A 12030-nucleotide genomic window follows, 5' to 3' on the forward strand; every position below is an offset into this window, starting at 1 on the left:
CTCAGGTGAAGTGCCAGACGAAGGTGGTGTGCGTGAGAGGCTCACGCACACCACCGACCTACTCTCAGTTCGTGGCAAAGAATCCGAGCTCGCTCTTCCCGAGCCCACCGACCACCAAGGCCCGGTCAAGGAAGCGGTTGTACTCCTCGCATGCAGTCTCAGGAAGCAGTGCGCAACTGTGGCAGGCGGCAAGATTGCAGGATCCGGGACCTTGGCCTTTGCTCTCGATGCACACCGGGTCCGAGGAACACCACGCAGCGTGTGCCAGGGCGTTCTCCAGCACTCCCTCCAACCGACCGGGCTCGCCCATCCGAACCAGGCCGCCCAAAGTGCCCTCCGAGTCCCCGGCGGCGGTGTAGATGAGGATGCCGGCCATGCCGTCCGGGCCGGGGCTCACGTAGAGGCGCTCCCTCAGAGAAGCCGAGCTGTAGCCGCACTCGTAGGTGAGTTGGTTGATGAGCAGGTGCGCCAGTGTGTGCAGGAGGATGAAGCGCGGCGACAACTCGCGCTTGGTCAGGCCGCGCTGTTCGGCCAGGTCCGAGAAACGCTGCGTGAGTAGTTCAGCCTGTGCCAGAACTTCCCGGCGCTCCTCCCATGCACCTAGCAGCGTCGTGTCGAGTTCCAGGTATATGCCCTCGCCGCTTACAGCGTATGCCGGAAGCCAGTTGCCACCCGGGCGCGCGAGCGTGCGGCGCAGCAGTGCCTTACGGGACGCGTCATCGTAAGGGGACTCCGCGAAAACGCGATTGAATCCCCATAGCACCCGAGTTTCGCGGAGCTTTTCTACAAGCCTTACGCGGGCGAAGGCGGAGGCAATGCTGGGGGCGTACTGTCCTCGGGGCTCGCGTACGACCAGTTCCTCAGACTCGATCGCACCACGCAGCGTCTGGTACTCGGTGGCGCGGAATGGGGCCGGATCCTGTGCGGAGCCAGGCTCCTTTGTCTCGGAAACTCCGGATTCGGACTGTTGCAGGACGGCTAGTGCGCGGGCGATCTCCTCGTCGCTGAAGTCATCGAGGAGGAAGGCGTTACCCTGGGCCGCTTTCCGGAGCATAGGGACAGGCAAAGCCTCGCCCTTGTCAAGGAAGACCGCTGTCCTGTTCCGGGCCTGGACGATCGCCCCGTCCTGGAGGACAGCGAGGATCTTTGGGTCAGCGGTCGACGCGGCCACCTCAGGCACAAAGATGGAGCTCTTCAGGAGCGAGTAGTAGACGTTCGCGGCGCCGCGCAGGCTGCCGCGGAGAGGACTCCCGCACGGCTCCCCTTCGCGGTCGATCCCCAGCCAGGGTGCCCCGCCGCGGCACAGGTACGCCGGCCCGCCCGGCTCGAGCTCCTCCGAGAGAAACGTGGAAAGGCCGTTCTCGGCACTACTCCTTGTTGATGTGATGCCCTCCAGGCTCCGAGTCGCTTTGCAGGAACAGGACACCCGTTGAGAGGCCAGAGTGCCGCCGCCGGAGGACCGCAGCGAGAGGCGGTGCCCCCGGCAGGAGGGCGACGCTGACTTGTGCGCCCATTCGAACCAGGGGAAGTCCTGGAGGTGCCCTCGCTCACAGATCGCGACGAAGGGCACTTGAGCGAAGAAGGGTTTGCGGCCGGAGGACTCATGCTCCTTGCAGGCCGGACGGTTCTCCTGGTGGAGCCGGTCCTTGGCCAGCTTGCGGCAGCGCGGGCAGAAGCCCCAGGTGGGGAATCGGAGGACCGGGACGGTGAGACCGGTATTGACCCCGTTATCCGAACGGGTGCGGTAGTCCGGAGGAGAGTAGAGCGCGTCAACGCCGAGATGCTGTTCCAGGCGCCATTCATGGATACGGAACTCTTCCTGGTTGCGGTCGTCTCCGCGTGGAAACCAGTGGTCGAGGCCTGCGGTAATGACCGACGTGCCGTCGGAGAGCACATGCATGGCCCCGGGGCCGAATGGAGCGACCATCTGGGAGCGCCGGACCTTGCCGCGGATCATGACTGTCCTTCCTGGATCGCGTACTCCGAGGTGACCTCGATCTGGCATTCGGCGTCGACGCCGCGCATGGATGAGGGGATCGCCCAGGTCATACTCTGCGCCTGCTCGTCCGCGTACTGGCCAAGAGGGCGCAGGAGCTGGTCGCCGCTAGCCATGGGCCCGAAGTCGCCCCACTGTCCGGGTTGCCACGCCTCCCACTCCTTGCGCATCCTGTCCAGGATGCTGGCTGTGCGGTCAGCTTCTTCGGAGTCGCAGAAGTCGACCCGGTCGAGGAGAAGCTTTCTGGCCGCTTCCCACCCTTCGGCTGGGAACGGCTGAGGCTCAAGCGCCTCCGGTCCGGTCTGCCGGATGTAGGCAACCGCGACTGCGCGCAGGGCCCGGTCCAGCGCGGGCGGGGCGAATGGGGTGGAGCTGGTCGGTTCGACCTGCGCGTACAGGCGTTCGTGGTAGCTGCGGAAGCGCTCAAAGTGGCTGCGGTCGCGGGGCTTGCCGGCTCCGTACAGGGTGACGACCAGGCCGGGAATGCGTCGTCCGACGCGACCGGTGACCTGGATGTACTGAGAGGTGCTCTTGGGCTGGCCGACAACGGTCATCAGCGAGAGGCGGGGGATGTCGATGCCGACCTCAATGAGGCTGGAGGCCAGGCAGGCGTCTACGGCCCGCTGTTCGTCCGTGAGCTGCCGCTCGAGTTTCTGGATGGCTTCGGGGATCTGGTCCTGACGGAGGCGGCTGGTCATCTCCTCGACCCAGTTGAGGTAGCGCATCCCGGTGCGGTCCGTCTCTGAGCGGTTGTTGATGGTCCTCAGGTAGTCGGGGATGTCGGACTGCATGAGCGACAGTGAGTTGCCGAGCTCACGGAGGCTGTTGAAGAAGGCGAGCAGTGTCCACCAGGGGTCGCAGAGGTCTTCGGGAAGGTCCTTGGCTGCCTGGAGCAGGGCGGCGAACGTGCGGACCTGGGTGGTCTGCATGGATCCGAGGGCGGGGGCGTGCACGCCGATGTAGCGCCGCCCCGGTTTGAGAGTGCCGGTCTCCGGATCGCGGTCGTAGACGGCGAAGAAGGAGTCGGAGGCGTCGATGCCGTGCGGCGGGAAAAGGTGCACCTGCTCACGGCCGTAGAGGGCCTTGACCTGCTCTTCGTGCCGCCGGATCGTCGCGGTGGAGGCGACGATCTTGGGGAGGATTCGCGTGCCGTCTCGCCGGTCGGTGCACAGTTCTTCGATAACGCTCTCGTAGAGACCTGTAAGGGAGCCGAGCGGACCGGCGATGAGGTGCAGCTCGTCCTGGATGATCAACGAAGGGGGCGAGTAGGCCCGGGAGCCGTCCGAACCGAGCCCGTCAGATCCGAAGCCGAACAGGGCCCGCGCTTTGGGCCGCCAGGCAATGAGGGCGAACTTGTCCACCGTCCCGATCACGAGAGTCGGCCGGTGCTCGTAGAGGTCCTCGTCAACCACGTAGACAGGCAGCGGCGAGTCCTCCGTGGAGAAACGGCACTCGTTGTCCGGGCAGATGAAGCGCACGGTTCCGCGGTACTCCGTGTACCCGGCTACGGGTGTGCGGGCCGCTGCTCCGGTGCGCCGACCAGTCCTACGGCGACGCTGCCCGGGCGCGGTGTCTTCCTCCTGGCTGGGGACGGGACCCATCTGAGCTGAGCACCAGGGACAGCGCAGCAGCAGAAACGGGTTCTCCTGCTCTCCGCGGTAGAGCCTTCCAAGTGCTGACTTCGCATCCGCGCGCCGGTTGGGAGTGGTCTCGCCACCCACCCAGATCCCGATCGAGAAGGGGACTGCTCCGAGGTCCTGCGCGTCTGCGCGCAGTTCCTCAAGCGCGCAGACGAGAGCGGCGGCGCGTAGGAATTGCTGAGCGGTCAGCAGACGCAGCGTGTAGCGCATGAGGACGGTGACACTCGTGTCACCGGGATTGCGCAGACGACGGAGCAGCATCGTGAAGGCAGACAGTCCGAGGTAGGCCTCAGTCTTGCCACCGCCGGTCGGGAAGTAGATGAGGTCAACAACCTCACGGTCTTCATGGAGAGGATCGGCACTTGAGGGGATGGCGGCCAAAAGGAACGCGATCTGAAAGGCACGCCAGTTCCCTTTGCCCTTACGGCGAGCCTCGTTCTCATCCGGCTGGGCTCCCTCCACCTGGTAGCGCCCGTCGACGAACTGCGTCGGACGCAGGTCGGCCCCAGAGCGCAGCTGCTGGCGCAGCATGGCACGGTTTGCCATCCGGAAGGCACGGCCCACGTCGCTCCGCGCGTCACGGACCAGTTCGAGCCCTTCCCGCATCCGGCCCAGAGCCTTGCGGCAGCCTTCGATGTGCTGCGCGGCGGTCGGCCGGAACCGCTCGTCGAGGCCGGCAGCCTTCTCTTCGAGAACCTCGATCCACTCCGCGTACGCGCCGACGACCTGCTCCAGGCGCTCAGGACCGCCAGGGCCGTCCCCAGAAAGCTGCTCCATAGAGACGGTGAGCGGGCTGCCGTTCTGCCGGATGTCGGGGGTGATGCTGGGTGCCTCGTACCAGGGCAGTGGGTCGGCCTTGGCCCATGCGGCCCGACCCTCTATGGGGTCGGCCCAGTCCGCGGCGCAGCCGTGCCCCACGGCAAAGGTCCGTGCTTCCCGGTAGAGCAGATTGAACGAGGCGTCGTCCGGGTGCGTCTCGGCTTCGGCCGCCTCCGGGTAGGGGACGAGCCACCCGCCCTGCGGCTCGACGGTCATCTCGGCCTGGAACAGGCTCACAGCATCGAGTGGCTGGGTTCCGGGGACCGTCCGGTTGACAAGGGCGACTGTGATCAGCCTGCCGTCCTGGTGGCTGCGCACGTTGACGATCAGCTCCAGGTCAAGCCCGTCGATGCTGCGCGAGGCGTCCGTGTCCGGCTGCGGCTTCCGCAGAACCCGGTTGGCCGTGGCGATTTCGTCCGCAGTCAGCTCCCAGACCGCCGTAACGGGGCTGCGTACCCACCACCGCCGCGCATCGCCCGCTACAGACACGTTCTGGTGTCTGTAGCGGCCTCCTGTGAAAACGATGCGGAGAGCCACACCGCTCCCACCTGCCAGCATGAACGACAGACCCATGGTGCTGGGACGTCGGTCGTTCGCGCCGGCAAGGTCGAAGTCGTCGTCCTCGGGCGGCCCGCCGACCGTGCGCTGTGCAGCATCCTGCAGGCCCTCGAAGACCTTTTCGTCGAGCTCACCGTCCACGAGACCGGCGACGACCGTGCGATCCTCGTCTGCGGGTCGAGCGGTGCTCTCAGCGGGGTACAGGACGCCGACGCCGTACCGCACCAGCGGGGCCCGGTCGAGGATCTCCTCTCCGGACTCGGGGTCAACCCATGGGCCGCGGGCTTCCTCCCAGTTGCCGAACGGTTCCGGGTTGAGGGACTTGCCGGCGGGCGCAGGGCCGAGCAGTTCGGCCCTCAGGGCGTCGATAACGTCTTCACGCGGACCGAGGTGATCGCTGGTGGTCATGCTGCCTTCTCCTTGAAGACCTGCTTGCGGAAGCCAGGGCGTGCGTTCTGGGACATCAGCACCGTGAGTTCGTCCCTGGCGCGGGAGGCGCCCACGTAGAAGAGCGTCTGTTCGCGCGCCGACCCGAACGAGGCGATATCCGTGAGGATGACCGCTGGGGAGTCCAGGCCCTTGAACCCGTGCACTGTCCCGTATCGCACCGCTCCCGGCTGCTGGGAGCCGAAAGGCACGAGCCGGTTCCGCCACCGGGGGTCCTGGCAGATGCCGGCCGCGCTCTGGTCATTGCGCAGCGGTGACAGGACGACGATGTCCTCGGGCCGGAACCCTTCGCGGGTGAGCTGGGTGAGCCTGTCCGCCAACAGCCGCTGCTGTTCCTCGCTGTCCGTCCACCACAGGTGCTCTGCGGTCCGGTCGTTGGAGGGACGCAGCGTTCCCGCATAGCCCGGGTCAAGATCGGACGTCGCTTCCACATAGAAGGTGATGTCGGGGACGCTTCTGCAGTTGTGACGCAGTATGAACACCGCTGGCTCGCCCGCCGTCCGCTCATGGAGGGCTTCCATTCCCTCGCCGCCGGAGTCGTAGAGGGCCTGGCGCGTGAAGTCGCCGAACGCCAGCCACTGGCCGCTGGACAAACCTCCGCGCAAGGAGGAGTCGAGGACGTTGAGGTAGGACTCGCGCATCAGGTCCTGTGCCTCGTCGATCACCAGCACGTCGAACGGCGGGCCGTCACATTCCAACAGGGCTTCCAGGGCGAGATCGGGAAGCTCCTCGGTGAAGAACCCGTCGTCTCCGCTTGCCGCAGGGCGTGCAGCGGGCACCAGTCCCGCCATGTAGGAGTGAAGGTGAGCCGCCGTGATCCCATCCACCCCGGCGGTCTCTTCTTTGAGCCAGTGGCCCAACTGCCGATTGAAGCAGCACAGCAAAACTCTCTGACCGTTTCCAGCGAACCGTCGTGCCGCCTCCACCGCCACGAACGTCTTGCCCGTCCCTGCGGCACCGCGGACCAGGCACCGCCGGTTGGCGGCGATCATGTCGAGTACCTCGTACTGCTGCTTCGTAAAGGTCTGCGTCTCGCGTTCCATCCGCTGACGTCGCAGTTTGGGCGGTTCGGCAAACTCGAAGGAGGGGCGCAGCGCCTCCAGGATCCGGTCGGTCTGGTCGGCGTCGGGTGTGGCAGATGCCGGGTTGAACCAGCCTGCTGTGGGAGTCGAGGTGAGGTGCGCGCGGTGGGCGTCCAGGACCCCGGTGATCAGCGCGGAAATGGGACGGCTGTGCAGAGCCACCGTGTCGATCGCCTGCCATGAGTGCCACTCCATGGGGCCTGACACCGCGAACCGGCTGTGCGTGAACAGAACCGCGGAGGTCATAGGTATAGCTCCGAACCCACCGCCGTGGCCTATGAGCTTCGCCTTGACCGCGTGCATGGCCTCATCGGCCTGTTGGAACGGGCTCCTCAGGGTTGGTGACTGGCTGCCCAACCGCCACTCACCACTCGGGAGGCGCCTGACCTGCTGATGGGCCTTCACCTCAAGGACTAGCAGTCCCTTTCCGGGCACGATGATGACGAAGTCTGCTTCACCCTGGATCTGTCGCGGATGGTTGGCAATCCCCAGCGAGTGCAGCACCACCCAACCATCTGTGCCAGGGTCATCGCGCAGCCGCTGAAATACTTCTTTCTCCCCGGGACTTGGGGTGGCTTCCGGATCGAAGGCCGACGGGATCATGCGCGCCATCAGGGCACCTCCGAAGTGCGGAGCCGGCAGAGATAATGCGGGGGGACGCACAGCTGTCCGGGGAGAAGGGCGTCGACCAGAGCCACCCGCGCGCCCGAGTCCGTGTCATCCAGGGGGATCTCGCACCAGCGATCCACCCAGAGCTGCTGCCACAGATCCCCGGAGACAGCACGCTGCACAGCCTCGGCGTAGCTCCGCCCGGCACTGCGGTGTGCGTGATCGATTCGGCCGAGAGCCACCCAGGCGTCCTGTGCCTCCCCTCTGCGGCCCAGGTACGCCATGACGACAGCGAAGTCATCTTTCCGACGGGTTCTGATGCACCAAGGGCTCGTCCAGTAGTCCAGGTTGGTTGTCACCGCGCCGCGCGCCACCAAGTCCTTCGCAACCCCCCGACGACCATCTGGGTGATGGGCAATACGATCGCCCAGCTGCGCTTTCCACCCCTTTTGTAGCGCGCGCAGCATAGGTGCGTCCTCGCCCAGGACGACATCGGCCCGCTCGATCAGGCTCTGATAATAGGAGCTACCGCGCAGTACAACGTAGTCGCCGACCGAAATCGAGGCCCCGTCGACCGCCTCGACAGACGGCTCATCATCCTGATCCGGCTCAACCAACAGAATTTTGTGAACGCTGGATTCCGCGGGCAACAGGACATACGAACCGTCAGCGAGTAGAGCCGCACGAGCCTCCACGCCCTCGTGACCGCCTGAAGCACTGTCCCGCAAAGCTTCAATGGGAAGTCCTGCAACAGCATCCTGCGCCAGTGAAGCGACGTCGAGATCCGTCAGCAGAGACTCTGCCGTCTCAGGCGTCGTATGGCCCGCGAGCTCGGACGGTGTTCCGACTGTCTTCGTTTCACGGCGGCGTACGCGCGTTGGCATGGTGCCGCGCAGCACAGGCCCTTCGTCGAATAGCGGCTGTATGTCCAGCGGTTCACGGTAGAAGTCATAGTGGACCAGTCCGAGCCGCGCTGCCCGGGGAGCATTCAGCACCCCCGGCGGAAGCCAGCCAACCGGTCCAACCACCACGGCCGAGTCATATACCTCAGCTCCCAACAGGTCGCTGACCAGGCCAATCTCCACTGGGTAGCGGCTCACGCCAAGCGCGTGGACAACGGCGTCCTGGTAGAAGCGGTTGGTCACCGCCACAAGCGAGGTGCTCTTGCGGCCAGACGACAGGAACGTCATAACCCCGGCCGCAAGCGGATTGGATGAGTCCGCCCCTAGGCGGGTCAGAGCCTGCGCGACGGTGGACAGCTGGCGCACCAGATCAGCATCCGCAGCCTGCCGCAAACGAGCGCTAATGCCCGCCAAACTGTGCGCCTTTTCCTGAAGCCTGAGCTGCACGCTATTGAGGGGCACCGGCACGGTACCGAGGAGCCACCTGACGCGCCGGATCTCGACGCAAGCCTTCCTCCACAGGTCAGAGCTTTCCAACTCCCCTACTGAACGCAAAAATTGTGACGCTACCCGCATGAACGAGTGCACCCCTGAGTGGTGCACCGGCTGTTCCTCAATAGCGCAGTCGGCGTGCTGGTAGACCTTGTCCGCCTCCCACAAACTCATCGCGCCGCCCCCCTGCCTTTCCATGCCAGCAGCTCAACTCCCGGAGGAATCCGGCTGCCGAGGTCTCTGGGCACATCGACGTTGGCCACACTGCGCCATCGGTTTTCGTAGAGCCCGTCCGCAGCGGCCAGTGCTGACGGGCTAGTCCGCTCGACCACGGCCACCGTCACACCCGCGAGGCTGGCTCCAAGCCACCGCCGAACCGTTGCCGCACCGTCGAGCACGGCCACAGCCGGCTGGCAGGATCGAACCACGTCGCGGTACTCATCCGGATCACCCCGGCTCGACAGCACCACGCTGCGATAGTGGGATCCAGGTGAGCGGACTGCGCGCAGACGCAGGAGCTCCTGCAGGGACAATGCTGGTCCTCCGGGCGCCCCGACGACGACCTGGGCTTCAGCCAGGACCGTGTTCCTTACCCCTATCACGACGCTGTGCAGCGAGCAGCGTTCGTAGAAGTCGGCCATCTGTCCGGCTAACAGCTTCTCGGCGCCGACGGGTATTTCAAGCTCTTCGCTGAAGCGGTTACTACCCCTGTAATCTTCCGGCAGGTCCGGCCAGCGAAGCAGTTGGAGCCGGTAGTCGTCTGCTGGAAACCAAGAAAGCGGTCCAGGACGTCGGCCAGGACTCTTACTACCCGCAAGTTCGTAGACCCGTCCATGATGGTTCTGGAACGCCCCGCCGAACACCCCCGTGTACACGCGCCGTCCCTGTCCGGGCCCCTTGACCGGGATAACGCGGACACAGGTGCCGACGGGCAGGCCCTTGGCCTGGTCGAAGTTCTGCTTCGACTCCGCAGGAAACGCGTCGTCCTGGGATGCCCGGTTCACTACTCCATAGGCCAGCAACACTGCGATGTACTCACGCGTCGGAACGGACAGCGCCACTACCGTGTTTGAGCCTCCGTCGCGCAGGCCGGCCGCCCAGTACCCGATCTCCGAGAACCATGCCGCCCACTCAGGCAGCGCCTGCCACCTGTTGCCGACCAGTGTGGACGCGCCACGGAGCGACGTCTTGCCTCTTGCCACCGCCCCAGCCCCCACCAAGAGAAGATCCCTCAGCACCACCATCGAGGATTTCCCCCTCTGACAGTGCGTGGATCTTACAATATCTTCACAGTTGGGACACTCATCTTTTACTCAGCGAGGGTGCCAGAGGGGGCGAAGGGCGCGGCTCCGAAGTAGGGCTGCTTGGAGGGGCCTAGGGAGTCTGCATGCGTAGCACCACGCGTCCCAGTCCGGCGGGACTCCCGATCGAGCACCGCCGCTCGTCACCCTCCGCCTAGCTGTAGCGGCTTGTGGACCATCCGCGGACGAGGGACGACCATGTGATCGGTCAGAGGCACATGACCAGCACTGATGTCCGGACCCGAAGCCCCCTCCGAAGCCGTGTGCGCAGGTTCGAATCCTGCAGGGGGCACTCGCCGAAGATCAGCAGAAACTGCACGTTGACCTGGGCGGATGCCGACATGAAAGAGCGGGAGTCAGCCTCACTGACTCCCGCTCTTTGTCGTTGTTTCGCAGTCGTCGTGATAGACCTGCGATAGAGCATCGCTACGCTCCGGAGCCGTTCTCCGAGCTCCACCCCATCGCCTGCTCGATCTTCCTGTTGTTCGCCTCCTCGCTGTCGTCGATGACGCCGGCGTAGCGGCGGTGGATGACCTCCGGGGAGTTGCCCGCGCGCCGCGCCACCTCGGCTACGGGGAGACCCGCGCGGAGCCAGTTCGTGATGCAGGTGGCCCGTAGGTCGTACGGCTTGCGGGCCAGCGGGGACGTGACCTTCTGCGGAGTGAGCGCGAACTGCCGGGCTTCCTGCCACACCCGCCAGTAGCTGGAGGTGCCGAGCAGTCCCCCACGCTCGTTCGGGAACAGCCGGCCGTCCGCGGCCGTGCCGAACTCCTCAACGTGCGCCCGGGGCATCGCCACCAGTACGGGCGGGATCGGGACCGGCCGGTCCGCACCGGGCTCTCGTGACTTCAACCCGCGCTTGTCGTGGCGCTCCCCCGAGTCGGTCCACTTCTTGCCCGAGATCGGCCGCGTCTCCCGCAGCGTCAGCGTCCCCCATCGCGCCCGAGGCTGCGTGAAGCCCTTTACAAGGCTCACGACGTACCGAGGCGGCTCCGGCAGGTCACAGTCGCTCAGCCGGAGTCCGACGACTTCGGCGGGGCGCATTGCGGCGTACAGGATGCACGCGAAGAAGGCGACCAGCCGACGCCCGCGATTTCGGTGCACTGACCCCACGTATGAGACCGCGGTGAGGAGTTGCTTTCCCTGTACCTCGTTCACCAGGGTCCGGGGGTCTACTGCGTCTCCGCCTTGGGACGTGGTCCGCTTCACCCCCTTGAGGGGGTTCTCTGCCAGGTATCCCTCTTGAATCGCGTATTCCATCGCGGTGTTGAAGCCGCGGCGTCTCCGTTTGTACGTATCCGCTGCGGCAGGAGTGTCGTCCAATTTGAAAGACAGCCGATAGTGAACGTCCCGGATGACCTTGGAGTCCGTGAGCGCTGAGAGCGACAGCGAGTGGGCTGCGAGCCACGTGTGCGCCGCGACCAGGTCCGCCGGCGGCTCGTCGTCCTTGTGAGCCGGTACGACGGCCCAACGGACAGCGCGCCGGACGTCTTCCAGCGTCGGAGCCTTGGCATCGTCGCCCATCATGGCGAGAGCCACGGTAGCGAGGCTGTCCGCGAGCTCTTCCCGGGTCTTCGCCGCGGCGGTGCGCCATCGGACCGCCATGTATTCACGGGCGAACTCGAACCACGACGGGTCATGGCGAACGGCCGCCGCCGCTTCAGCCGCTCTCACCTCGGATTCGGGAAGCCCGTCTTCGATCCGGAAGGCTTCCCCTCTACGCATGGCTGCCCAGAGTTCGTTTCGACGACTATCGGCAAGCATGACCGTGGCGAACGTGGCACTGCTGACCTTTCCGCCGACTTTCCAACGTAGTTGGTATGGGCGGGTCTTGCTCTGCGCCTTGGATACGTTCCACAGGCGCACGTCGAAGGAAAAGGCCTCGAGGGCCGAACCATTGTCGAGTTCGGCCCCCGTGTTGCTGCTCGTCACGCGGCTTCCTCCAGCGAGGTCAGCCAGCGGTCGAGTTCGGAACGGCGAATCCGTACCGCGCCGTTCGGGAGTTTGATGGACTTCGGACCCTTCTTGCATGCCCGCCAGCGGTAGAAGGTCGCCTTTGGGATTCCGATTTCCTCGATCACCTGCGAGATGGTGAGCATTTCGTCGCGCGGCCTGGCCACGGTGTCTCTCCTGTCGCGGTTCGCTACGCCGCCCCTCCCACAAGTCCGCTACATCCGCTACATC

General features: G+C 65.5%; 7 protein-coding genes. All 7 read right to left on the reverse strand.

Going from position 1 to position 12030, the window contains the following annotated elements; genetic code table 11:
• Nucleotides 1–64: 64 nt before the first annotated feature.
• Complete coding sequence (gene drmB / locus ACIOHP_RS32465) at nucleotides 65–1957, reverse strand: DrmB family protein (RefSeq protein WP_401893161.1); 1893 nt, start codon at nucleotides 1955–1957, stop codon at nucleotides 65–67.
• Nucleotides 1954–5421, reverse strand: coding sequence for a helicase-related protein (locus ACIOHP_RS32470; RefSeq protein WP_401893162.1), 3468 nt, complete (start codon nucleotides 5419–5421; stop codon nucleotides 1954–1956). The genes drmB and ACIOHP_RS32470 overlap by 4 nt, the downstream gene beginning before the upstream one ends.
• Nucleotides 5418–7154 (reverse strand): NERD domain-containing protein, encoded by a 1737-nt coding sequence (locus tag ACIOHP_RS32475; RefSeq protein WP_401893164.1) that lies wholly within the window; start codon nucleotides 7152–7154, stop codon nucleotides 5418–5420. The genes ACIOHP_RS32470 and ACIOHP_RS32475 overlap by 4 nt, the downstream gene beginning before the upstream one ends.
• The gene (locus ACIOHP_RS32480; RefSeq protein ID WP_401893166.1) at nucleotides 7154–8743 is read right to left on the reverse strand and encodes a hypothetical protein; all 1590 of its coding nucleotides are present in this window, start codon (nucleotides 8741–8743) and stop codon (nucleotides 7154–7156) included. The genes ACIOHP_RS32475 and ACIOHP_RS32480 overlap by 1 nt, the downstream gene beginning before the upstream one ends.
• Nucleotides 8716–9789, reverse strand: a complete 1074-nt coding sequence (locus tag ACIOHP_RS32485; RefSeq protein WP_401893167.1) for a hypothetical protein — start codon at nucleotides 9787–9789, stop codon at nucleotides 8716–8718. The genes ACIOHP_RS32480 and ACIOHP_RS32485 overlap by 28 nt, the downstream gene beginning before the upstream one ends.
• A gap of 483 nt (nucleotides 9790–10272) precedes the next feature.
• Complete coding sequence (locus ACIOHP_RS32490) at nucleotides 10273–11778, reverse strand: tyrosine-type recombinase/integrase (RefSeq protein WP_401893169.1); 1506 nt, start codon at nucleotides 11776–11778, stop codon at nucleotides 10273–10275.
• Entirely contained in the window at nucleotides 11775–11966 is a 192-nt protein-coding gene (locus tag ACIOHP_RS32495) for a helix-turn-helix transcriptional regulator (RefSeq protein ID WP_401893171.1), read from the reverse strand. Before ACIOHP_RS32495 ends, ACIOHP_RS32490 begins: the two co-directional genes overlap by 4 nt.
• Between the last annotated feature and the right edge of the window lie 64 nt (nucleotides 11967–12030).

The organism is Streptomyces sp. NPDC087859 (genome assembly GCF_044742595.1).
Taxonomy (GTDB): Bacteria; Actinomycetota; Actinomycetes; order Streptomycetales; family Streptomycetaceae; genus Streptomyces; species Streptomyces canus_F.

Bases quoted from the DNA above. Each gene is read 5' to 3' on its own strand.
- drmB (WP_401893161.1), bottom strand. From the start codon at position 1,957: ATGATCCGCGGCAAGGTCCGGCGCTCCCAGATGGTCGCTCCATTCGGC.
- ACIOHP_RS32485 (WP_401893167.1), bottom strand. From the start codon at position 9,789: ATGGTGGTGCTGAGGGATCTTCTCTTGGTGGGGGCTGGGGCGGTGGCA.
- ACIOHP_RS32480 (WP_401893166.1), bottom strand. From the start codon at position 8,743: ATGGAAAGGCAGGGGGGCGGCGCGATGAGTTTGTGGGAGGCGGACAAG.
- ACIOHP_RS32475 (WP_401893164.1), bottom strand. From the start codon at position 7,154: ATGGCGCGCATGATCCCGTCGGCCTTCGATCCGGAAGCCACCCCAAGT.
- ACIOHP_RS32470 (WP_401893162.1), bottom strand. From the start codon at position 5,421: ATGACCACCAGCGATCACCTCGGTCCGCGTGAAGACGTTATCGACGCC.